Origin of the sequence: Pseudoalteromonas sp. APM04 (assembly GCF_022809815.1) — a bacterium.
Classification (GTDB): Bacteria; Pseudomonadota; Gammaproteobacteria; order Enterobacterales; family Alteromonadaceae; genus Pseudoalteromonas; species Pseudoalteromonas marina.
In genome coordinates, this window is record NZ_CP094442.1 from 297549 (window position 1) to 319552 (window position 22004).

General features: G+C 40.8%; 23 protein-coding genes. 10 read left to right on the forward strand and 13 right to left on the reverse strand.

What is annotated here, in order from left to right; all coding sequences use genetic code 11:
* Window positions 1-324: 324 nt before the first annotated feature.
* Window positions 325-1479 carry an IS110 family transposase gene (locus MTP24_RS17225; RefSeq protein ID WP_138740772.1) on the reverse strand — a complete coding sequence of 385 codons (1155 nt, stop codon included), beginning with the start codon at window positions 1477-1479 and terminating at the stop codon, window positions 325-327.
* 126 nt (window positions 1480-1605) lie between these two features.
* On the opposite strand from MTP24_RS17225, the gene MTP24_RS17230 reads away from it, so the two are divergent.
* The 4 genes from MTP24_RS17230 to MTP24_RS17245 all read left to right on the forward strand — a co-directional run bounded on the left by MTP24_RS17230 (window position 1606) and on the right by MTP24_RS17245 (window position 3690).
* Window positions 1606-2013 carry a hypothetical protein gene (locus tag MTP24_RS17230; protein ID WP_010556052.1) on the forward strand — a complete coding sequence of 136 codons (408 nt, stop codon included), beginning with the start codon at window positions 1606-1608 and terminating at the stop codon, window positions 2011-2013.
* 112 nt (window positions 2014-2125) lie between these two features.
* Window positions 2126-2479 (forward strand): hypothetical protein, encoded by a 354-nt coding sequence (locus tag MTP24_RS17235; protein WP_243534461.1) that lies wholly within the window; start codon window positions 2126-2128, stop codon window positions 2477-2479.
* A 190-nt stretch (window positions 2480-2669) separates the two neighbouring features.
* Entirely contained in the window at window positions 2670-3245 is a 576-nt protein-coding gene (locus tag MTP24_RS17240; RefSeq protein ID WP_243534463.1) for a hypothetical protein, read from the forward strand.
* Window positions 3246-3303: 58 nt separating this feature from the next.
* Window positions 3304-3690: a hypothetical protein gene (locus MTP24_RS17245; RefSeq protein WP_243534465.1), complete on the forward strand. Its 387-nt coding sequence runs from the start codon at window positions 3304-3306 to the stop codon at window positions 3688-3690.
* A gap of 383 nt (window positions 3691-4073) precedes the next feature.
* Here the strand turns inward: MTP24_RS17245 and MTP24_RS17250 are convergent, their stop codons facing one another.
* On the reverse strand, window positions 4074-5201 hold the full coding sequence (locus MTP24_RS17250; RefSeq protein ID WP_243534467.1) for a zinc-binding dehydrogenase: 1128 nt from the start codon (window positions 5199-5201) through the stop codon (window positions 4074-4076).
* A 43-nt stretch (window positions 5202-5244) separates the two neighbouring features.
* Window positions 5245-5922 carry a glutathione S-transferase family protein gene (locus tag MTP24_RS17255; protein WP_243534470.1) on the reverse strand — a complete coding sequence of 226 codons (678 nt, stop codon included), beginning with the start codon at window positions 5920-5922 and terminating at the stop codon, window positions 5245-5247.
* A gap of 165 nt (window positions 5923-6087) precedes the next feature.
* Here MTP24_RS17255 and MTP24_RS17260 point away from each other — a divergent pair, with 165 nt between their 5' ends.
* The 3 genes from MTP24_RS17260 (at window position 6088) to MTP24_RS17270 (ending at window position 7833) form a co-directional block, all read left to right on the forward strand.
* Window positions 6088-7005: a LysR family transcriptional regulator gene (locus MTP24_RS17260; RefSeq protein ID WP_243534472.1), complete on the forward strand. Its 918-nt coding sequence runs from the start codon at window positions 6088-6090 to the stop codon at window positions 7003-7005.
* Window positions 7006-7130: 125 nt separating this feature from the next.
* On the forward strand, window positions 7131-7592 hold the full coding sequence (locus MTP24_RS17265) for a thioredoxin family protein (RefSeq protein ID WP_243534473.1): 462 nt from the start codon (window positions 7131-7133) through the stop codon (window positions 7590-7592).
* Window positions 7593-7644: 52 nt separating this feature from the next.
* Complete coding sequence (locus MTP24_RS17270; protein ID WP_006793558.1) at window positions 7645-7833, forward strand: hypothetical protein; 189 nt, start codon at window positions 7645-7647, stop codon at window positions 7831-7833.
* 208 nt (window positions 7834-8041) lie between these two features.
* On the opposite strand, the gene MTP24_RS17275 is transcribed toward MTP24_RS17270, so the two are convergent.
* Window positions 8042-8920: a LysR substrate-binding domain-containing protein gene (locus MTP24_RS17275; protein ID WP_243534475.1), complete on the reverse strand. Its 879-nt coding sequence runs from the start codon at window positions 8918-8920 to the stop codon at window positions 8042-8044.
* Between the two features lie 122 nt (window positions 8921-9042).
* Here MTP24_RS17275 and MTP24_RS17280 point away from each other — a divergent pair, with 122 nt between their 5' ends.
* A complete protein-coding gene (locus tag MTP24_RS17280; protein WP_243534477.1) occupies window positions 9043-10119 on the forward strand; it encodes a YeiH family protein in 1077 nt (358 codons plus the stop codon).
* A 26-nt stretch (window positions 10120-10145) separates the two neighbouring features.
* Here the strand turns inward: MTP24_RS17280 and MTP24_RS17285 are convergent, their stop codons facing one another.
* From MTP24_RS17285 to MTP24_RS17300, 4 genes are all read right to left on the reverse strand, one after another.
* On the reverse strand, window positions 10146-11456 hold the full coding sequence (locus tag MTP24_RS17285) for a DASH family cryptochrome (RefSeq protein ID WP_243534479.1): 1311 nt from the start codon (window positions 11454-11456) through the stop codon (window positions 10146-10148).
* A gap of 120 nt (window positions 11457-11576) precedes the next feature.
* The gene (locus tag MTP24_RS17290) at window positions 11577-11915 is read right to left on the reverse strand and encodes a transcriptional regulator (RefSeq protein WP_243534481.1); all 339 of its coding nucleotides are present in this window, start codon (window positions 11913-11915) and stop codon (window positions 11577-11579) included.
* Between the two features lie 155 nt (window positions 11916-12070).
* A complete protein-coding gene (locus MTP24_RS17295; protein WP_243534482.1) occupies window positions 12071-12781 on the reverse strand; it encodes a winged helix-turn-helix domain-containing protein in 711 nt (236 codons plus the stop codon).
* A gap of 47 nt (window positions 12782-12828) precedes the next feature.
* Window positions 12829-14556: a DUF885 domain-containing protein gene (locus tag MTP24_RS17300; RefSeq protein ID WP_243534484.1), complete on the reverse strand. Its 1728-nt coding sequence runs from the start codon at window positions 14554-14556 to the stop codon at window positions 12829-12831.
* 218 nt (window positions 14557-14774) lie between these two features.
* Between MTP24_RS17300 and MTP24_RS17305 the strand changes: the two genes are divergently transcribed.
* Complete coding sequence (locus MTP24_RS17305) at window positions 14775-15362, forward strand: DUF4202 domain-containing protein (RefSeq protein ID WP_243534486.1); 588 nt, start codon at window positions 14775-14777, stop codon at window positions 15360-15362.
* Window positions 15363-15389: 27 nt separating this feature from the next.
* Window positions 15390-15893: a zf-TFIIB domain-containing protein gene (locus MTP24_RS17310; RefSeq protein ID WP_243534488.1), complete on the forward strand. Its 504-nt coding sequence runs from the start codon at window positions 15390-15392 to the stop codon at window positions 15891-15893.
* Between the two features lie 78 nt (window positions 15894-15971).
* Here MTP24_RS17310 and der read toward each other — a convergent pair whose 3' ends face one another.
* The 5 genes from der to ispG form a co-directional block, all read right to left on the reverse strand.
* A complete protein-coding gene (der, locus tag MTP24_RS17315; protein ID WP_010556037.1) occupies window positions 15972-17438 on the reverse strand; it encodes a ribosome biogenesis GTPase Der in 1467 nt (488 codons plus the stop codon).
* 74 nt (window positions 17439-17512) lie between these two features.
* A complete protein-coding gene (gene bamB, locus MTP24_RS17320) occupies window positions 17513-18691 on the reverse strand; it encodes an outer membrane protein assembly factor BamB (protein WP_243534490.1) in 1179 nt (392 codons plus the stop codon).
* A 10-nt stretch (window positions 18692-18701) separates the two neighbouring features.
* On the reverse strand, window positions 18702-19322 hold the full coding sequence (locus MTP24_RS17325) for a tetratricopeptide repeat protein (protein ID WP_006793569.1): 621 nt from the start codon (window positions 19320-19322) through the stop codon (window positions 18702-18704).
* 19 nt (window positions 19323-19341) lie between these two features.
* Window positions 19342-20622: a histidine--tRNA ligase gene (hisS, locus tag MTP24_RS17330; RefSeq protein ID WP_243534492.1), complete on the reverse strand. Its 1281-nt coding sequence runs from the start codon at window positions 20620-20622 to the stop codon at window positions 19342-19344.
* Between the two features lie 260 nt (window positions 20623-20882).
* On the reverse strand, window positions 20883-22001 hold the full coding sequence (gene ispG / locus MTP24_RS17335) for a flavodoxin-dependent (E)-4-hydroxy-3-methylbut-2-enyl-diphosphate synthase (RefSeq protein WP_006793571.1): 1119 nt from the start codon (window positions 21999-22001) through the stop codon (window positions 20883-20885).
* Window positions 22002-22004 lie beyond the last annotated feature (3 nt).

Genomic DNA, 22004 nt, shown 5'->3' on the forward strand with positions numbered 1-22004 from the left:
TCTTAAAACGGCGTTGGTATGACTCCCATTGTCAAGTTAAACGCACTGATCCTTGCCTAACTTTTTAAGCCATAATTATTTTAGCTCGAATTAGAGCGAGTTAATACATAGGATGAAGCAAGTAATGTCGTCGGTTATCTTGCTGATATTCGTTGGTTATTACTATTTCTAGTAACAGAGCAGACCTTACTTATTTCGTCGTGGCACCTGTCTTCAGTCTATGTTCGTGGTTCAATGCAGCGTTAGCTGCATTGCCATCCTAACGCCGTCGGTGGTTGTGCCACACCCGATGCTTGATCCCATGCATTAACTCTAATTCTTTTATCATGCGGGTACTCTTGCCAATCTAAGTTTTTTATTCACTGGCGTAAGCACCACTTCTCTTGCAATAGCCCATATGTACGCAATCATTTCTCGGGCAATGGCGGTAACAACCAGATTGTAGTGTTTCCCTTTGGCTATCATTTTTTTATAGCGTTTGCAGAGCCTAATCTGTGCTTTCCACGCAATATCAATAATGTCCTTTGGTAAACCTTCTTGTCGTTTTTGCATATCTGTGGATATATTTGCTGCATAGCGATAAGTATGTGCACCTTCCACAAGAAGGCGCCTTGCTCGGCCGTTCCCGCATTTTGTGATGGCGCCAATATGGCGTTTGCCACCACTCGAGTGTTCACTGGGTACAAGACCGAGATAACTCATTAATTTGCGGGGATGGTCGAAACGCGATAAATCGCCAAGCTCAGCAACAACGCCAGTGGCGACCAACAAACGGACACCACGCATAGCTTGTATTGCTTTTACTACAGGATAATAACGCCACTGGTGAACGTGGTGTGTTAGTTCATTATCTAGCCGCTCAAGTCGGCTTATTCGTTCGGTAATTGTGTGTAAAAATTCTTGTAAGACGATGTGCTGAGCGGGGTGTGGCAACACAAGCTCAGTGAGCCAACGTAAATGTTTTTGTGACCAATTCGCAGTGCCTTTGTAATTAATATTATTGCGAAGCAGCAGCGCCTTTAATTGATATTTGGCATCTTTTAAATCCTTCATGGCTACTTCGCGTGCACGAGATAAATCACGTACAGCTTCATCTTCAGGCTCAGGAACATAGATAGGTGTTAAATCTTCAGACTTAAGTAATTTAGCAAGCTTAAGGGCATCACGTTTATCGGTTTTAATTTTCTCACCAGGTTTTTTAGGAATAAGAGAAGGTGCAACCACATAACAGCAATGGCCAAGGCTGGTAATTAATCGGTAAATCCAATAACCACATGGGCCAGCTTCATAAACAAAATGAAGTGTTGCGCCAGGGTATTTCGATTCGAACTGGCGAACAAGCTTTTGAACGGCCATTTTGGAAGACGAAACTCGGCCAAGATGAACAGGTTGCGCACCTCTATGTTCTTCAATATAGGCAACTTCATTGAATTCTTTATGTGTATCAAGACCGATAAAAAGTATGCTATGTTTATTCATGTTAGCCTCTGCTGTTTAGTTAATTGACAAACTAATTATGGCTCTGGCTTTGAATTAAGCTAACCCACGAAAGCGGAGGCTAACACCGTGTGGGAGTCATTATGTCTATGTTTTTCAGAGGTTGTTTTGAGTAAAAAAATAGACTATTCAAAATACTCCCTAAAAGAGCTATACGAAGCTTTGGATAGCATTGATAGTGAAAAATTTCCTGAGAACTACAGACAGCTTAAAGATGAGCTTTCTAAACCAGAAAGGTCTAATGATGAAGTTCTCAGCGAGTTAGAAGCTGAAATGGGCAACCAAGAAAGTGATTTCAAATCTTACTTCATAATTGCTGTCGGGGCGTTTTTTGTTCTTTGGGGCTTTTTGGCAGAAGAAAAAGGCATCATTCATAAACATAGAAGCAAAGAAGTATTAGTTACATTGGCAGATAACCCAGATAAATTTTATTTTCACGTTTATTTAGCTGCAGGAATTGGAATATGTTCAGTAATTTTTGGAGTGTATTTGCTAGTCAGAAACAGCAAAACATGACAAGGCGCTTAACTCGTTCCCTGCGGTCACTGGGGTAATAATACTGCGGTGCTGCGCACTTTACCGCAGTATTATTGTCCGTTAGGTTCAAGTTGTATTTACATGGAAGTTTATGCGTAAAATTCTCTTTCTATTAATTTTCGTTTTGTCTGGATGTTCAAACTACAAACTTGCTCCCATCAAATCCAATGACGACTTTTATGTTTTAATACCTGAAGTAGTCGACTCGATTGTTTATCTCAATGTATGCGAAGCTCAATCTGAGAAATGTGATTTAATCAGAACTGGCGCATCCCATGTTCATTATTGGGGAGTTGATTGGTTTAAAGAGTCAAACATAATTATCCTATATTCTTCGGATATAGGCATTTATGCGTGGGCTGAATCAGATTCTTGGAACAAAGTTGAAGTTACTCAGGAAATGAATAATTACGCTAATAAAATTTACGAAGAGTTAAAAAGGTAAATATAACAAGCGCATTAAGAAATGGGACTGCTAACAGCTTGCTCAGTTCCGCTTCGCAACACATTTTAGCAAGTTATTATCAGCCCCTTATGCGGTTGTTGAGGCAGTAGGTTTACTCATTTTTTAAAAAATAGCCAGTTGGAGTTGTTCTACAGTCTCGTTATGTAAAATGAAGGATTGAGGAGATAGTATGACATTGGAAGAATTAAGAGCGGACTTTGAATGGTCTGCTAAACGATCATTATCTATGCCTTTAGCGGGAGCTATTTATTGGCTTGTGGTGGCAATAGTATCAACTCAGGTTCCTGTTAGTACGGGGTTGTTAGTGTTACTTTTTGGTTCAGGGTTAATTTTTCCAATTGCTTTATTGATATCAAAAATAACCAAAGAAGTTGTTTTCTCTTCAAAAAATCCTTTGGCAAAACTTATGGGCGCTTCTGTCTTAATGGTAAACTTGTTATGGGCAGTCCATATACCATTATTTTTATATGCTCCTGAGTTCCTAACTTTAAGTCTTGGTATTGGTTTAGGTTTGCATTGGGTAGTGTACTCGTGGATTATTCAACACCCTTTAGGGCTAATTCATGCGGGATTACGTACTGCGTTAATTTTAGTTATGTGGTTTTCATTCCCAGAATCACGTATTTTGGCAGTAGGCGTTTCTATTGTTTTTGTATACTGTTTAAGTATTTGGCAAATGATAAGCAGACCATTACCACATAACAATTTAAGCCAGAAGGGCGGCGCAAGCGACGCCTCTTCTTAAGGCATTATGTTTCATCGCAGGGTCGGTTTACACTCTGAATACTGTCAAGGAGAGACAAATGAATATTATTCCATTATTTGGCGGGGTTATTTTTAGCGCGCTAGGTATTTATGTATGCTACGACTACCGACGCTTCAATAAGAACGCACTTAAGATTAAAGGCAGAGTTCTTCGTTATGAGGAATACATTGCTAAAGATACTGATAACATTAAGAGGAAAGTGTATAGGCCATTCTTTGAGTTTACAGTTAATGGCTCTACCTATGTTGTTAAATCTAAAACTTCATTTCATTCTAAAATCATTCCCGTAGGTCATTATGCAGATGTTTTATACCACAAAGGTGATGAAGAAAATGCTCGTCTAGCTGAAGGTAATGGTGCGGGGTTAGGTATTTTATTTATAGCCCTCTCCTTACCAGCATATTATTTTGGGTTGTATCATTAACATATATGTTGTTACTTTGAAAAGAATGAAGCATAACAATGCATTTAACATAACAATCTCCCTCACCCGTTTTAGTGGACACCTCCTCATCAATTTCAGGAAAATAAAATGTTTAGATTTACTCACCTAGAAAAGGCCAATGGGGTCTGGGTCAATAGGTCAAATTTTAACTTTATATATTAATCCTCAGTTGTCCGCTCACAGAGAGAGCTTGGCTTGGAAGGGAGCTCAAGATTTTAAGCTAATGGAATAGGCAACAGCCTGATAGGTTACCTTTAGGGAACTTCTAGTGTTTATAAAAGCTCAATATAAATAAACTCTGTGGTAAACGTAAAAAGCAGATACTCGCACAAGTATCTGCTTTTTAAAGTTTTAGGCGTTAATTAAGCTTGAGGTTTAATTAAGTACTTCTCGCCGGTAGCTTGTTTAGAATAAGCGGCAATTGATTGTAAATGTAATACCTCAGCTAATGACACTTCGTGCGTGTAGTTGCTCGCAAAAGTAGTTGTTATTTCATCGGCAACGCGTTTGCGCATTTTTATTACAGTTTCAGTGCCTAACTTACCTAAGGCATTAAATAGTAAAAAGCCACTTACAGCCCATGCAAAACCGAAATTACGATTAAGTGTAATAGGGCCGCGATCTAATGCGCCGTAAATATAAGCTTGTTTAAATGTGTCTGAACCATACAGGCTGTGCTCTTTCATATCGCGTGCGGCCGCTACTTCCATACAGTTTAGTATATCGCTTGTTAATTGGCCGCCACCAATTGGGTCAAACGAGATAGTTGCACCGGTTTCGATTATTGCAGCTGTTAGGTCAGCAAGAAAAGTGTCGCTGCTTGAGTTTACAACGTATTTAGCACCCATATTACGCAGTAGGGTTTCTTGCTCTGTTTTGCGTACAATATTAATTAAATCAACGCCATCGGCTATACAAATACGGTTTAACATTTGCCCTAAATTAGAAGCCGCAGCTGCATGAATAATTGCTTTATGGCCCTCGGCGCGCATGGTTTCTACCATGGCTAGTGCAGTAAGTGGGTTTACAAAAGATGATGCCCCCTCTTTAGCGGTAGTGCCTTTTTTTAGTTCTAAACAGCTTTGTACCTTGGTGCATAAATACTGACGATAAGTACCACCACCAATAACAGCCACTGTTTTACCCATTAATGCTTGTGCCGCAGGCGACGTACCCGTTGCGACTACAGTGCCTGCACCTTCATTACCAACAGGAATGGCTTTACCTACGCGTTTTTCAAGCGACGGCATAAATTGCGCGGGTACGTTGGCTGTTATAACAGGGTTTTGATCAGTACCGGTTTGTTTTGCTGCGCCCATATCGGCTGCGCTAAATAGCACACCTAAATCAGACGGGTTTAGCGGTGCGGCTTCTATACGTACAACTACTTCGTCGGCCTGTGGTGTTGGCATATCAATATTTTTTAAAGCAAGCGTTAGGGTGTTGTCGTTGTTAATTGTTGAAGTAAGTTGTGTATTTGTATCTGTCATAATACTGTTCCTATAAATTGAGAATGGGTAGCGTATAGCGTAATTACTTGCTTTGAGCTGCCTGTATTTGTGCTGTTACCTTTTGCATAAACTCAGGCATATTTGCTTGGCGATCTGCCTCTATTTGCTGTGCAATAGTCGACTGGCTCATTTTTGCTTGCCATTCTTTCATACCAGGGATTTCGGCCAGTACATCCCAATTAAGCTCTTTTGGAGCAAACGCGTTCACAACGGAATTTACGTAGTAAACGTAAATATCTGCCATGGTGAATTGTTCGCCAGCTATCCACGGCGAAAAATGCGTTAATTCGCAAAACGCATTTACGCCACGCTCTAATAGTTGGCGTACTTCGTTTTTAATTTGCTCTGGAGTAGGTGAGCCTGAAAATACATATGGGATTAAGCGCCTGCTTGGTAATTCAAAGTAAAGCTCACTTATTTTCATTATTTGGCGAACAAAAGCGCGCTCGGTTGAATCTTCAGAGTATAGCGCCTTGCTTGGGTAGGTTTCCTCAAGGTAGTCGCAAATAACACTCGACTCTGCAATATTTAGCCCATCTGTTGTAGTAATGGCGGGCACTTTACCCATTGGGTTAATTGCTAAAAATGGCTCATCGTTGTTGTATATAAGGTGCTCATTAAATGGCAGTGCTTTGTGTAAAAGTACGTGCTTTATTAAGTTGTAATAGTTGCTTGACGCAAAGCCGTGCAAAGTAATCATAATTTAGTCCATGTTATTAGCTTTATTTTTGTGCCATAAGGCATTACTAAAGTGTGTAATACGTTAAATTTATTATTACTTGTTTTAATTGATGCATATATAGCAGAAAATGCGAATCAGCTTTGTCTTTTAGGCAATAATTGGTGTGTATGATGGAGGTGCAATGTGGATCAGCTTAAAGCTATACGGTATTTTATTAAGGTGGTTGATACAGGTAGCTTTACCAAAGCCGCAAAAGAGTTTGGTGTACCGCCCTCGTCGTTATCGCGCCGAGTGGCTGATTTAGAAAAAAGCTTAGGTGCCACGCTTTTAAAGCGCTCTACCCGTATTGTTAAACTCACAGAGGTTGGACGCATTTATTACAACGATGTGCAGCAAATATTGGGGCAGCTAGCACAAAGCCACGAAACAGTTAAAAGCTACCAAACAACGCCTATGGGTCGGTTATCTATAAGTTGCATGGTTGGGTTTGGCGACAAAATTTTAATACCATTGCTTGATGAATTTAGTGCTTTGTATCCGCAAATTATATTAGATGTAAGCTTAAGCGATGAACTTTCAACCCTGGGGCGGGACGATGTTGATATAGCTATTCGCGGGGGATATGCACCTAACGAGCGTGTATTAGCAATTAAGCTAATGGATAATGAGTTTATACCTGTTGCGTCGCCAAGTTATTTAAAAGAGTACGGGGAGCCTACTCATGTTTTAGAATTAAAAGACCATGTTGGGCTTTATTATAAAACGCCATCGGGCCCTACGCCGTGGTTGTGTAAAATAAACGAGCAGTGGCACGACGTATCTGCACCTGCTATCGCTATTTCAAATAATGGGCCTTGGCTTGCTAAAAAAGCGTGTAATGGTGAGGGTATTTTAATGTCGACCCGATGGGCGCTTGAATCGTATTTGGGGTCGGGTGAGTTAAAAGAGCTTAAATTTGAGCATACGTTAGCTATCACCCAAAATACAAAAATGGCGGTTTATTTACTGTATCAAAAACAACGCTATTTAGTGCCTAAAGTTAAAGCTGCTGTGGATTTTTTAGTACAAAAATTACAAGTTATTAATAATGAAGGGGGATAATAGGGAGTATAGAAGTAGCAACCGTATCACCGCATTTATATTTAAAGTTGCATTTAAAATCACTCTTATTCACTCCGCACTCAACATTGGGTATAGTTAAACAAATTTTTTTATAAAGTATCCTTATGATTAAAAAATTAATTTTATTATGCGCCTTAAGCATGCCATTGGCAGCGTGTGCTGACGATGTTACGCCATTTTCAGGTGAGATAAGCGCGCAGGCTTTACTAAACGATTACGATAAATTTAGCGAATATTACACAACGTTTACCCCTACCTCTAAAGATATTGCGTTAATGCAAAAGCTTAAAGGTAAAGAGCTAGTTGTTTTATTTGGTACTTGGTGTCACGACAGCCACCGCGAAGTACCTAAACTCATTAAACTTCTTGAACAGTCAAAAGTTGAACTGGCAAGTGTTAACTATGTGGCAGTGGGTTACAACAAGCAAGATGATGCAGGTGTTGCTGAGGCACATGATTTAAAATACACCCCTACATTTATTGTTAAACAAAATGGTAAAGAGTTGGTGCGTGTGATTGAAAAGCCCACGGGGTCATTGGCAGAAGATTTAACACAGGGTCTGTAAGTGTTATGTGAGCATCAACCAGTTATTTTATTTATAATTAAAACGGATATTTATGAAGTGTAAAAAGTGTAAAGCAGGGATTACCTCACCAGTAGTTAAAACAACAAATATTGATGGTACACCAATAACATCATCAACGTGCCCTGTGTGCGGTGAAAATTTAGATGGTTCAAAAAAATATTGGGTTTTATTAATTATTTTAATTATTGGTATTGGTTTAGCATCAAAGTATTTGTCTTAACCTTAGTTATATTATCCACACATGTGAATGAATAATACTGTGGTATTGATTATTAGTCTTTTACTTAAAGTTATGTGGCTTATGACATTAATGCGATCTGAAAAAACTCAATTGTGGTTTTTGATAAATGCCAACAAATTGTATTTAGCTAAAGTTTTTTCGCTTATAGGTGACTTACAATCTAATCATAGTTTTACACGCATAACTTCTATTCACTAAACAGGCTTTTTTCGAACGCTTGCGCAGCATGCGAGGACGGTCTGTCTTTATAATGCAGTTGGTATAGTGGGCGAGAGAGTTGCTCGTTATTTTTTTGGCTCAGGCGCGTTAATTTACCTAGCTGCACTAAATCTTCTGTGACTACATTTGGCAATAAAGCGACCCCCATACCTTGCGCAACGGCCCTTGCTATGGCTTCGTTGCTACCTAATTGCATACTACGCTCAGCTTGCACGCCATGCTCTACTAATAACTTTACCGACATTTCTAACGTGCCCGAGCCTGGCTCGCGTAATAACCAAAACTGCTCGTTTAACCATGCTTTTAAGTCTTTAGTGGGCTTAAAGTTACTCGGTATAACAACACTCATTAAATCGTTTTGCCAGTGCTTACTTATTATATGCTGCTCGGTAGGTGTGCCTTCAACCAGTGCTAAATCGATAGTGCATTCTAGCAATGCGTGCTCAATTTGCGCGGTATTAGCCACTTGTACTTCTACTTTTATATGCGGGTACTGCGCACAAAATTTGGCTAAATAAGGCGGTAGCCAATAGCTGGCAATGGTTGTGCTGGTGCCTATAACTAATGTCCCGCGTTTGAGCCCCGTGCGCGATTTTATATCGTCAATGGCGGCTTTTTCGATAGCAAAAATACTACGGGCGTGATCATACAAGGCTTGGCCGCCTTCGTTTAAGGTGAGCTTTTTACCCTTAGATGCACGTTCAATAAGTTGCATATTTAACTGATGCTCTAGCTCTTTTAGCGCCTTAGAAACAGCGGGCTGGCTTATAAAAAGCGCTTCGGCTGCGCCTGAAAAGCTACCCAATTTAGCGACTGTATAAAACACCCTAAGTGCATGTAAGTTCATTGAACACCCTTAAATTGTATAACCTTAAGTTATCAAATCATTATTTTAATATATTGGAGTTATATTTTGAGCTTTCTTACAATTAAGTCAACACATCAACTTGGTTTAAGTGAGGGAATATTATGCTTAGCGCTATTAAAAATAGTTTTCAGCCTTTGGTTATTAATACTAAGCAATACGGCGATATGCGCTGGTGGTTAGGTATGCTGCTGGTGGTTGTGTTAGCGGGGGCATCTGTTGCACTAAGTAAGTTACCTATAATGCAAAGTGCGCAATTTAGCTCCTTAACTATTGGGATTGTGCTTGGTATTATTGTGGGCAACAGTGTGTTTTCGCGCATTGCTACGCGTACCGATGTAGGTGTTGATTTCGCCAAAAGTATATTACTCAAAGCGGGCGTTATTTTATTTGGGTTTAGAATTACTTTTGCGCAAGTAGCGGGTGTAGGCTGGCATGGCCTATTAACCGATGTGGTAATGCTGTTAGGTACGTTTATATTAGCAGTACAGCTAGGTAAGCGCGTTTTTAAGCTTGATGAACAAACAACCATACTTATAGGGGCGGGTAGCTCTATTTGTGGCGCTGCAGCGGTAATGGCAACAGAGCCGGTTATAAAAGCTCAGGCACATAAAGTATCGGTAGCGGTGGCAACGGTTGTGGTGTTTGGCACGTTAAGTATGTTTGCCTACCCTATTATGTTTGAGTACATGGGGCTGAGTGAGCACGCATATGGTATTTTTGTTGGTTCAACCATTCATGAAGTCGCACAAGTGGTAGCAGCAGGGACTGCGGTAAGTGCCAATGCAGCCGACACCGCCGTGATAGAAAAAATGCTACGCGTAATGATGCTTGCGCCATTTTTAGTAGGCTTATCATTTTGGCAAAGTAAAAAGCATGCAAACATAAACGCACAGGGCGGCGAGCAAATAGCGGGAATTACAATCCCTTGGTTTGCGGTTTTGTTTATAGTGGCAAGCGGGATACATTCGTTATCGGTTATCCCTCAAGGTGGTACAAACGCCATTGTATGGTTTGACAATATACTACTTACCATTGCCATGGTCGCACTTGGGCTGCGTACACATATTGGCGCTATTCGCCAAGCCGGTATAAAACCGCTGTTATTAGCTGGCTGTTTATTTTTGTTTTTAACCTTAGGTGGCTTTGCCATTAATGTAGGCATTGCTCAGCTGTTTTAAATATAACTAGGTGGAAGTAGATTGGCTTAAATAGGCCAATCTACCTCGTTTAAGTGATCGAGCTGTGCATCAGGGCTTTGATTACCTCCCCATTTTTTGGTGTAAATGGATTTAGGGTCAAACTGCTGTGTTTGCTTTTCAATATTGAAGTGCCGCCCGCCACGTGGGTCAACGCCTACTCCCGCTATGTACTGCCAGTTGCCCCAATTGGCTGCTACGTCATGATCAATTAGCTGCTGCTCAAAATAAGCTGCGCCGTAACGCCAATCGAGTGCCAGCTCGTTAACTAAGCAGCTTGCCACAATTTGCCTTGAGCGGTTTGTTATAAAGCCGGTGGCATTGAGCTCTTTCATGATGGCATTAACCAAGGGGTAAGGCGTTGTGCCTTGGCACCAAGCAGCAAAACGGTTTGGCATAAACGTAGTAAGTGGCTTAGTTTGCTTTTGCCCCTTAAAACTAAACAAGCTGCTTTGTACATTTAGCGCGTGCCATTTAAAGTATTCGCGCCACAGTAGTTCAAACTTAATCCAGTAGGTTGAATCGTTAGCGGTATATGTTTGTTCGTATTGCTCAACCGCATTGTATATTTGTTTTGCGCTAATACACCCAAAAGCAAGCCATGGGCTAAATTTAGTGGTGTTGTCAAAGCCGTCAAGCGCGTTGCGAGTTATTTTGTACGTGCTAGGTAATTCGCCTGCAAAGTATTGTTCACAGTGTTTTTGTGCGCTTGTTAAGCCACCATGCATTGAGTTGTTAATTGCTTTTGGTAACTCAATTGGGTTTTTAGCGCACAGCGTAATAGGTTTAGGCAATAGCTCGGTTGTAATGTGCGACAGCGTGATTGGTATGTTGGCAGCTTCAACCTTCTTTTTAAATGGGGTAAAGCTTTTGGGTAAATCTGTTAAGTTAAATGGCAGTTCGTTTTGCTGATACAAGGTATCCTGCAGGGTACCGGTAAACTGGACTTCAGGACAATGAGCTTTTAATAAATTAATTTCGCGTTGTTCGTACACACCAAATTGCTCACTGTAAACCACTTCATCAATGTGTTGCTCTTTAATACGTTGCTTTAAAATACTAACTGGTTCGCCTTCTAGCACGTGCAGAGTTTGGCCACGCGCAATTAATGCTTGCTGTAACTCATAAAGGCTTTGCATTAAAAAGGTGTACTTGTTTTCACCATACTGCTTTTGCTGATAATTTGTGTTTTTAAACCAGTTGGGGTTAATTACAAACACCACGTCTAGTGCGCATTGCTGTAGTGCAAGTTTGCTAAAAATTGGGTTGTCGTTTATGCGTAAATCGTTTTGTAGCCAATATAAAATGCGTTTGCTCATACTTTTGCTCTGGTTTTTATAATCATTAACTCTACGAAACAAAAGTGGGTAGGGTTTAGTTAGCTACAAGTTTTAGTGATGAAGAGGTGAGCAAGTATTTCTTACTCACCTGTTTAGGTTTTATTTAACGGGTTTGATCGTATTAGTTAGGTTGGTAGATACATAAGCAATTAAATACACAAATACGCTAAGCGGTAAACTACAAATAAATAAAGTAACTTTATACTTTTTAGCAATAGATGGCTTAGGCAGTATAATTGCAAAAAGCATATTAATTGCTAACCAAAAAATAGTAACAAGTGGTGAAAGCGTTATTTTAGTGCTTGATAAGTCACATGTACCAAATGAAATACTAGCAATAGATGCGTTACCTATTTCTATACATTGAGCGTTACCTATGAGGCTGATGGTAACTAATGTAGTAATTAATAATAGTGTTAGCGGTAGTAAATGTTTCATATTTTCTTCCTTAGTTATTTAATTTTATGGGTCGCTCTACAGCGCCTAAACAAATTAAAACGTTTGGCAAAAAATGACGATAACAAAGCCGTTAACTAGTTATTATAAAGTTATAACCACGGTATTACCTTGGTTATAACTTTTGTAAGTCATTACTATTCAATAGGTTGTGTTTTCACTTCAGCTATAAGCTGATAACCTCGCTTCATTACTGACTTTATATATTTGGGGTTTTTTGTGTCGTTATCGTTAAGGGCCACACGTAGTTTGCTAATAACTCGCCTAACTGCGGTGTCGGTTACTATTTGATTCTCCCATACATTATTGTGTAATTCTTCAAGGCTAACTATCCTTGGTCTTTGCTCTATTAAATAGCTAAGTACCTGCATGCATTTGGGCTCTAATGTGTAGAGGTTATCTTCTTTAATTAAAGACTGCTGCAGACTGTCAAAAGTGTACTCGCCAATTGTTAGCTGGTTAACACTCGGCTTTTCAATAACAGGTTCTGTGTAAGCATAGTTAGCTTGGGATTTATCTACTGAGGTATTTGAATATTTTTTATAAATGCGAGATATCATCACTCCGGCTAAATTCATTAAAAGCACTAGCGGGCTGAGTGGGAATGCACAGAGAAAAAGTAAATATTTAAAACCTACGTGTATATTTGGTTTATTAAGAGTCTGTCCGAATAACACGTTTAAAAGCATCCATATAATAAAATAAGGCGTAAGAGAAATTGAATCTGTTTGCTCCCCACAAACGCCATATTTTACGCCCTCTATGTAGTTTGATGCGTCTAAACAAAAAGCATTCGCTTGGCTGCTAAATAAAATGAGTAACATAAAAATAAGTAGTTTTTTCATCATAAAGTCCATTTAGAAAAAGGCGGCAAATAATACCGCCTCCTTTAATGTTAAATAGCCGATTTTTGTTTTGCTATCCAATCATTTATTACGTCTTCAAGTACTGCCATAGGTAGGGAGCCTTGGCCAATAACGGTGTCGTGAAAGCTGCGTATGTCGAATTGTGGGCCGAGTTCTTTTTCGGCTTTTGCGCGAAGCTCTCGTATTTTTATTTCGCCCATTTTGTAAGAGAGCGCTTGGCCTGGCCATGAAATATAACGATCTATCTGATCTTCCACCGCGCTATGCGGCAGCGCGGTGTGACTAGCTAAGTAGTCAATTGCTTTTTGGCGGCTCCAACCAAATGCATGAATACCGGTATCAACCACTAAGCGTACTGCACGCCACATTTCGTAGCCTAAACGGCCAAAATCGCTGTAAGGGCTTTGATAAAACCCCGCTTCTTTACCTAAACGTTCTGTATAAAGCGCCCAACCTTCGCCAAATGCAGAGTGGCTAAGTGTGCGCCTAAATTCGGGTACATTTAACTCCATAGCAATGGCATTTTGTAAATGATGCCCGGGTATGGCTTCGTGCAGACTGAGTGCTTCTAAATTATATAAAGGCTGCAGTTTAGGTGTTGAGGCTAAAAAATAAGTACCAGGAGAGCGGTTATCTGGCGGTGGCATATAAAACGCGCCACGACTTGCTGAGCCTTTAATAGTAAAGGTGTTACGCGGTAAGTGGCCAAAGTAAGTGGGCAATTTGCCATACATTTTTTGCGTGATATAAGCAGTTTTTTCAAGTAGGTCTTGCGCGTCTTTTGCGTAAAATTGCTCATCGGTTGCTAAAAATTCTAAAAACTCACTATAGGTGCCATCAAAGCCTACTTCATCAATAATGGCTTGCATTTGCGCTTTAATACGCGCGACTTCTTTTAGGCCCAGCTCATGTATTTGTTTAGGCGTCGCGCTTGTTGTGGTGTAGTAATTAACGGTGTATTTGTAATAATCAAGCCCGCCTTCAACGCTTGCAATGCCCGGCTTCGCTCTACAGTGTGACATGTAATCATTTTTAAAAAAGTCATAAAAATGCTGATAGGCAGGAATTACTTTTTCTTCAATTACCGCTTGTGCTTTTTGTTTTAAGCTTGCTTTTTGCGCTGCGCTAAAGGTATTAGGTAAACGCGTAAAGGGCTCGTAAAGGGCGCTTTTTTCGGGGTTTTTAACTAAATGCGCGCTTATGTTTTGGCTGTAATTTTCAAAGGTTTTACAGTAATGAGTAAAGCCTGTTTTTATACCTTCTTTCATTAAATCAATATTTTGCTGATTAAAGCGCGGGTAGTCGGCAAGGCTGATTAAAAATGAGTTGTAATCATCTGCTGTTAAAAAAGCCATGTTAGCGGGTGCTTCTGCAAAGTAAGTATGCCAGCCACTTAAAAAATTAACCGGAAAATACTTATCTTGATAAAGGTAGCTTTGCTGCTCGGTTTCGCGCTCATATTTAAATAAGCGATAGTTCATTAGCTGCTCGTTATTGAGCGTTTTTGGGTCAATGTTGGCTAAGCTTTTTAGTACGCTGTTGTTATACGCTTGGCGCTTAGCAATGGCTTGCTCGCTCCAATTTGGTAATGTGCCGTTTGGTTTCCAACCGTCAGGGTCGGTTCGAAAGAATATTTTTTCAGCTTTGGCATTTTGCCAGTGGTTATCAATAATGGTTTTTAAATCGCTGTTGCTGTCGGCAAGGCTTGGTAGCGAAGTGGCTGCTAAGCAAATAGCTAAAATACGTTTTTTAAACATAGTCATCCGTTATTGGCGAGTTAGTCGCGCTTTTTTATTTTAATTTGTGTTTAATATAGTACCAAGTTAACTTAAGCAAAGCGCTTACTTTTCCTCATATGTATTTATCGATTGTATTTTAAGGTTGAGCAAATTTCACTGCATAACTTACAGCAGCTCTAGTTTATTGTTTTATCAGCGTTTAGAATGATTAAAACTTATTATAAAAAATGACCGTCATGTTTAATAAAGTAATCGCCTTAATTGATGAAGCAAACAGCCAAGACCCAAATAGTGAGCAATTTAATGGACAAAGCGTGCCCAAAGAAAGCCTTTATGCTACTCGAATGAGCGACATGCTTAGCCGTTTTAACCCCGATGCTGGCGAGCTTATGCAAATTGCAGTGCGTGGGCAGCATATACAACGCTGGAAGTCGCCGCGTAGTGACTTTGAAATGAACAAGCAGGGTTATCATCAATGGCGCAGTGCACTTTATATATTTCATGCAAGTAGTGTTGTTGCGCTCATGAAGCAAGCTGGTTACGGCGAAGCTGAGCAAAACAGAGTGTACGATGCGGTAGCTAAAAAAAATATTAAACGTAACCCAGACAGCCAATTAGTAGAAGACGTAGCAAGCCTCGTATTTATTGAGCATTACATGTTGGGGTTTGCTAATAGTAAGCCTGATTACGATGAGCAAAAATGGATAGGGATTATTCGCCGTACATGGCAAAAAATGTCAGATGACGCGCATGAGTTTGTACTTGCAGGTAATATTACATTGCCAGCGCCGCTTGTTGGGCTTATTCATAAAGCGCTTGAGTAAATGAACATAAATAAAAAGGAATTTTAAATGTATTGTCCTCGTAGTAATACGCCACTTGAACCTTTACTCGTTGGCGGGATTACTGTTTTTACGTCAGCGCAAGGCGCCGTGTTTTTTGATAACAGCCAAATTTTTAAGTTTAGCTCGCCTGAGTTAAAGCATGGTCAGGTTCTACTTAAGTATTTGAGTGAATATAGCGAGAGTGAATACGATGTATCGCTACGAATTAATTGCCCGAAGTGCAAAAAAGTGGTGATGATGCGCCGGTTTTTTTCACCGCTCAAAGTGGTTGAGATAGACGAGTGCCCAAGTTGCGCTGGCATATGGCTTGATAGCGGCGAGCTTGCAAAAATACACGAAAACCATTTAACACCCAAAGCGAGAAAGTTGTTAGCCCACGAAATGGCCACCAATCATGGGTTTGTAACTATTAAACCGCCTGCTTCTAGGTTTATGCCAACTAATAAAAATAAAAGTGCGCACGAAACCACGGTTGAGAACTTAGTGCGCTTAGCTTTACTTAGCTTGTAACGTTTAATAATGTATTAAAACAAAAACGGCGTACTAAAAAGTACGCCGTTTTTTGTAATAAATTAACGCTTATGCCGTTTATTTATTACGGTTTTCTTTTGCGAAAGCACGTATTTTACGTTTTTGCGAAAGCGTTACTTTATTAGTACGCCCTGCAAATGGGTTATCACCTTCTCTAAATTCAATTTTGATTGGGGTGCCCATAATTTTAAGTGCTTTACGGTAGTAGTTCATAAGGTAGCGTTTGTAGCTATCTGGTAAATCGTGAACTTGGTTACCGTGAATTACAATACGCGGCGGGTTATAACCACCGGCATGCGCGTATTTAAGCTTAACACGACGACCACGAACAAGTGGCGGCTGGTGATCGGCCTGTGCCATGTCCATAATACGGCGTAGCATTGCAGTACTTATACGTTTAGTTGCTGACTCGTAAGCTTCATCAACCGATTCAAATAAGTGGCCAACACCTGTACCATGAAGTGCAGATATAAAGTGCAATCGTGCAAAGTCAATAAAGCCTAAACGACGGTCAAGCTCGGTTTTGATACGATCTTTAACGTAATCATCAAGCCCGTCCCATTTGTTCACGGCAATAACCAATGAACGACCTGAGTTAAGCGCAAAACCCAATAAACTTAAGTCTTGATCAGAAATACCATCGCGCGCATCAACAACCAGTAAAACAACATTACAATCTTCAATAGCCTGCAGTGTTTTAATAACTGAAAACTTTTCTACTACGTCGCTTACTTTTTTACGCTTACGTACACCGGCTGTATCGATTAACACGTACTCTTTTTCGTTACGTGTCATAGGGATATAGATAGAGTCGCGCGTTGTACCTGGCATATCGTACACAATTACACGTTCTTCACCTAGTATACGGTTTGTAAGTGTTGACTTACCTACATTAGGACGACCAATAATTGCAAGCTTTACCGGCTTATCTGCAAATGCTTGGTGGTCGGTATCATCGCCTTCACCTTCTTCGTAAAGGTCTATTAGCTCTTCATCGTCATCGGCTACGTCTTCATCTTGTGCTGCTAGTTCGGCAATCACAGGTTGAAGTGTGTGCTCAAGTAAAAGTGTAATACCACGACCATGCGCTGCTGCTATGTGATGAATTTCACCCAGTGATAGCTGGTAAAATTCAGCACAGTTTGAATCAGCGTCAATGCCATCGGTTTTATTGGCAACAACAAAACATTTTTTGTCTTGCTTGCGAAGATGATTGGCAATAGCTTGGTCGGCAACGGTCATACCTACGCGTGCGTCTACTAAAAACAGTACGATGTCGGCTTCTTCAATTGCAAGTAGCGATTGGTCAGCCATTTCGATCTCGATGCCTTCTTCTGTGCCATCAATACCGCCCGTGTCCACCACGATAAATTCATAGCCATCGTAATTAGCTTGGCCATATTTTCTATCTCGTGTTAAACCTGGAAAATCGGCTACGAGTGCATCACGAGTACGTGTTAAACGGTTAAATAATGTGGATTTGCCCACATTGGGTCGCCCAACTAGAGCGATCACGGGAAGCATAAACTACCTCTTTAAAAAACAACAAAAGGCTTCGCAGAGCGAAGCCTTACAAAAAACCTTTAAGTGTTAGCTAGTTAGTTTGGTATTGTTACCGCACTTACTTCACCGTCACGGGTGTATAATATCAGTTTGTCGTCGGCAACAACAGGTTCAACAAAGAAGCCTGAGCTGTCAAAGTCTTCACGCGCTACTAACTCGCCAGTTTCCTTGTTTAGCCAGTGTAGGTTACCTTCTTGGTCGCCTAAGGCTAAATAGTTACCTGTAACAGCAGGACCTGTTAAGTACCAACCACGAAGTGCGGGTTGGCTCCAACGTTCAATACCTGAATTTTTATCTAATGCATAAACAACGCCGTTGCTGTCTACTACATAAATACTTTGCGCATCCATCGAAATTTCGCGGTAGCTGCTGTATTCACGTTTCCAAACAACATTACCAGAGCGAATATCAACTGCTGCTAAGTTGCCGTTGTATGCAATTGCATAAGCGTATGGGCCGCTAATAAGCGGCTGCGTATCTACATCAACTAGGCGTTCAAATTCTGAAGCACCTTTTGCAGCTGCAATTTCTGCGCTCCAAGCTGAGTAACCACTTTCTGAAATTAATACGCTTAATTTACCTGTTTCAAGGCCAACTAAAACACCACCGTTTGCAACAGTAGGTGCACTTTGTCCGCGTAATGTAAGTGCTGGTACTTCTTGTTCAAAGCTCCAACGCTCTTCACCAGTATCTGGGTGAAGTGCTAGTAATTTACCCGAACCTAAGTTTACAAATATTAAGCCATCGCCTGCTGCTGCTTTTGAAAGTGATTCACCTGGTACGTTTTTACGCCATACCTCTTCGCCGGTTTCGCGATCGAGTGCTACAACAAAGCCATGTTCAGAACCGATATACAGTTTACCATAAGCTTGTAATATACCGCCTGATAATTTTGCTGAACCGTCGTCGCTCCAAGGCCAAAATGAGGTGTCTTGGCGTACGTCGGTGTCCCACTGTACATCGCCGTTAGTAAGCGATAACGCTTCTACTTGACCTTCGCGGTTAGCAACATAAACAGTGTCTTTGTAAACAGCAGGTGTTAAGCGAGAAAAATAATGCTCTACGCCGTTACCTACCGACTCTTGCCAAACCACATCAGTTTCAAACTGATTGACGATTTCAGGAAGGACTAGTTCGTCTTCTTCATCACTTGATGAACAACCCATTAGCGTTGCCATACATAGGGCAAGGGTTGCGGTCGTTAATTTTTTCATACCTAAAACCTTATGCCGCTGGGCTAGTTACTGCTAGGTCATCTAACTTAACTTGTAATAGAGGGTTGCCTGTTAACCCACCGGCATCTACCGCGGCTTGGTAAGCAGTACGTGCTTGTTCTTTATTACCTTGCTGAGCATAAATATCGCCTTTAAGCTCTGCAACGTTTGCATTAAATGCTTCAGGTAATGGTGCATTGAGTGTGCTTAAAGCATCGTCAAAATTAGTTTGTGCAATTTGAATACGCGCTAAACGTGTAATCGCAATTGCTTTTAATTCTGCATTATCAACGTTTGATACAATCCAGCTTAGCTTTTCACTAGCGACATCTAATTTTTGTGCTTCTACCGCATCTTTAGCGGCAACAAACGCCGCAAGTGCAGCATAGTTTGTGTCTTTATTTTCACTGATAAAAGCATCAGCTGACGATAAAACATCGTCACCTTCAACTAATTTAGTGTAAGAATCTGACGCTTGCTCAGCGGTTGTAATTTGGTTTTGGTTATAAGCTTTCCAACCATATAAGCCACCTAAGCCAACAATTACACCAAGTGCCAGTGAAAGACCGTTTTCACGGAAAAAGCGTTTAATTGCTTCTGCTTGTTCTTCTTCTGTTGAATGTATATCCATGATTACCTCTAATATCTGCTTAGCCGATTATAAGCTCAGCTAGTAGCGCTTTAGCTTGTTCTAATTTTAATGTGACTTGTTCTTTACGCTCGCGTAAATACTTTATGGTCACAACGCCTTGCTCTAATTCATCTTCACCAATAATTACGGCAACAAGTGCATCGCTTTTATCGGCACGTTTTAATTGTTTTTTAAAGTTTCCGCCACCCGCGTGAACCATCACACGAAGGCCAGCCACATCACGGCGTAGTTCTGACGCGATAATTGGGGCTTGAATACTTGCTTTATCGCCCATTGCCGCTAAATATACATCAGCATTACGACGTATGTCACCAACACATTCAAGTGCTTGTAGTAGCAATACTAAGCGCTCTAGGCCCATTGCAAAGCCAACTGCAGGGGTTGCCTTTCCACCAAGTTGCTCAACTAAGCCATCGTAGCGTCCGCCAGCACACACAGTGCCTTGCGCGCCAAGACTGTCGGTTACCCATTCAAATACTGTGCGGTTGTAATAGTCTAAACCGCGTACCAATTTTTCGTTAACCGTGTATGAGACGCCAGCAGCGTCTAAACGTTCACATAAATTTTCAAAATGTTCTTTTGATTCAGCATCTAAATGTTCTGACAGTTTAGGCGCATCAACTAATATTGCCTGTACGTCAGGATTTTTGCTATCAAGCACACGTAATGGGTTTGAATACATTCGGCGTTTTGAGTCTTCATCAAGTACGTCAGTATGTTGTTCAAGGTAAGCAACAAGCGCATCGCGGTATTGTGCGCGAGCTTCATTAGACCCCAATGAATTAAGCTCTAATCGTACATGCTCGGTAATGCCAAATGCTTCCCACAGCTGTGCTGTTAATAAAATAACTTCAGCATCTATATCGGCTGTGGCAATACCAAAGGTTTCTAAACCAAATTGGTGAAATTGACGATAACGTCCTTTTTGCGGACGTTCGTGACGAAACATAGGGCCCATATACCAAAGACGTTGCTCTTGGTTATACAATAAGCCGTTTTCGTTACCAGCGCGTACACAAACTGCAGTGCCTTCAGGGCGAAGAGTCAGTAAATCGCCGTTGCGATCTGCAAAAGTGTACATTTCTTTTTCTACTATATCGGTTACTTCACCAATAGAGCGTTTAAATAGATCGGTTGATTCTACAATAGGAAAACGAATTTCTTGATAACCGAACGATGCTACAGTCTCGCGTAAAATGTTTTCTACTTTCTGCCAAATTTGTGTATCGCCCGGCAGACAATCGTTCATACCGCGAACTGCCTGAATTTGTTTTGCCACTGATAAATCCTAATTACTGTTTATGTGTAATAAAAAAATGCTTACACAACGAGAATGCTAAAAATTGACCCGATATTATATACCCAAACGACCCCAAGATGCGAGCGTCGTGGAATTAAAAGAAACTACCATTATTAAAAGTATTTCTTTGATATAAAGTCCAAATGAAGCGTTGAACTCTGTATCTTAAGAATGCTTAGGTCAATCTATTATTATACAGGTCAACGCCAAGCACGAGTGCTTGGCGGTTTATACGTTATTTATTCGACTATTTTTACATCGATAGGGGTTTGGCTTTGTTTTTTATCTATGAAATCGCGAACGTAGCCCTCTAGTTGCTCAACAATATTGTTATTGTCGATACGGGCTTTTTGACGTTCACCATTAATATACAAACCAGAACGGCGATTTGCACCGGCAAGGCCAATATCACTGACAAGTGCTTCACCAGGGCCATTTACTACACAACCAATAACCGATACAGAAACCGGTTCGATTATATCTTCAAGGCGTTCTTCTAGTTGGTTCATAGTGCTTACTACATCAAATTCTTGACGTGAGCAGCTAGGGCAGGCAATAAAATTAATACCACGAGAGCGAATACGCAGTGATTTTAATATATCAAAGCCTACTTTTATTTCTTGTACCGGGTCGGCAGCGAGTGATACACGTAATGTATCGCCAATGCCTTCAGCTAGTAACATGCCTAAGCCAACAGCCGATTTAACCGAACCTGAACGCATGCCGCCAGCTTCAGTGATACCCAAATGCAAAGGCTGGTCTATTTCTTTTGCAAGCAAGCGGTATGCGCCTACCGCTAAAAACACGTCTGATGCTTTTACCGATATTTTAAATTGATCAAAATCAAGGCGACGCAATATATCTACATGGCGCATTGCTGATTCTAATAACGCCTCAGGTGTTGGTTCACCATATTTTTCCTGTAAATCGCGCTCAAGTGAGCCGCCATTAACGCCAATACGAATAGGGATGTTGTGCTCGCGAGCTGAATCAACAACAGCTCTAATGCGCTCTTCGCTTCCGATATTACCAGGGTTTATACGTAAGCAATCTACGCCATACTTTGCCACTTTTAGGGCTATGCGGTAATCAAAATGAATGTCGGCAACAAGCGGAATACTTACTTGCTCTTTTATACTTTTAAACGCTTCAGCTGCGTCCATAGTCGGTACCGATACTCGTACTATGTCGGCGCCAGCATCTTGTATGGCTTGAATTTGTGCAACGGTTGCATCAACGTCCATGGTGTCGGTATTAGTCATCGACTGCACGGCAATTGGAGCGCCGTCGCCAATAGGCACATTGCCTACATTAATACGGGTGGATTTTCTGCGTTTAATTGGTGATTCTGAAAACATAGC

Bases quoted from the DNA above. Each gene is read 5' to 3' on its own strand.
- MTP24_RS17295 (WP_243534482.1), bottom strand. From the start codon at position 12,781: ATGATGAAAAAACTACTTATTTTTATGTTACTCATTTTATTTAGCAGC.
- MTP24_RS17270 (WP_006793558.1), top strand. From the start codon at position 7,645: ATGAAGTGTAAAAAGTGTAAAGCAGGGATTACCTCACCAGTAGTTAAA.
- MTP24_RS17275 (WP_243534475.1), bottom strand. From the start codon at position 8,920: ATGAACTTACATGCACTTAGGGTGTTTTATACAGTCGCTAAATTGGGT.
- MTP24_RS17225 (WP_138740772.1), bottom strand. From the start codon at position 1,479: ATGAATAAACATAGCATACTTTTTATCGGTCTTGATACACATAAAGAA.
- MTP24_RS17265 (WP_243534473.1), top strand. From the start codon at position 7,131: ATGATTAAAAAATTAATTTTATTATGCGCCTTAAGCATGCCATTGGCA.
- MTP24_RS17250 (WP_243534467.1), bottom strand. From the start codon at position 5,201: ATGACAGATACAAATACACAACTTACTTCAACAATTAACAACGACAAC.
- bamB (WP_243534490.1), bottom strand. From the start codon at position 18,691: ATGAAAAAATTAACGACCGCAACCCTTGCCCTATGTATGGCAACGCTA.
- ispG (WP_006793571.1), bottom strand. From the start codon at position 22,001: ATGTTTTCAGAATCACCAATTAAACGCAGAAAATCCACCCGTATTAAT.
- MTP24_RS17240 (WP_243534463.1), top strand. From the start codon at position 2,670: ATGACATTGGAAGAATTAAGAGCGGACTTTGAATGGTCTGCTAAACGA.
- MTP24_RS17280 (WP_243534477.1), top strand. From the start codon at position 9,043: ATGCTTAGCGCTATTAAAAATAGTTTTCAGCCTTTGGTTATTAATACT.
- MTP24_RS17305 (WP_243534486.1), top strand. From the start codon at position 14,775: ATGTTTAATAAAGTAATCGCCTTAATTGATGAAGCAAACAGCCAAGAC.
- MTP24_RS17300 (WP_243534484.1), bottom strand. From the start codon at position 14,556: ATGTTTAAAAAACGTATTTTAGCTATTTGCTTAGCAGCCACTTCGCTA.
- MTP24_RS17235 (WP_243534461.1), top strand. From the start codon at position 2,126: ATGCGTAAAATTCTCTTTCTATTAATTTTCGTTTTGTCTGGATGTTCA.
- MTP24_RS17255 (WP_243534470.1), bottom strand. From the start codon at position 5,922: ATGATTACTTTGCACGGCTTTGCGTCAAGCAACTATTACAACTTAATA.
- MTP24_RS17325 (WP_006793569.1), bottom strand. From the start codon at position 19,322: ATGGATATACATTCAACAGAAGAAGAACAAGCAGAAGCAATTAAACGC.
- der (WP_010556037.1), bottom strand. From the start codon at position 17,438: ATGCTTCCCGTGATCGCTCTAGTTGGGCGACCCAATGTGGGCAAATCC.
- MTP24_RS17245 (WP_243534465.1), top strand. From the start codon at position 3,304: ATGAATATTATTCCATTATTTGGCGGGGTTATTTTTAGCGCGCTAGGT.
- MTP24_RS17310 (WP_243534488.1), top strand. From the start codon at position 15,390: ATGTATTGTCCTCGTAGTAATACGCCACTTGAACCTTTACTCGTTGGC.
- MTP24_RS17285 (WP_243534479.1), bottom strand. From the start codon at position 11,456: ATGAGCAAACGCATTTTATATTGGCTACAAAACGATTTACGCATAAAC.
- MTP24_RS17290 (WP_243534481.1), bottom strand. From the start codon at position 11,915: ATGAAACATTTACTACCGCTAACACTATTATTAATTACTACATTAGTT.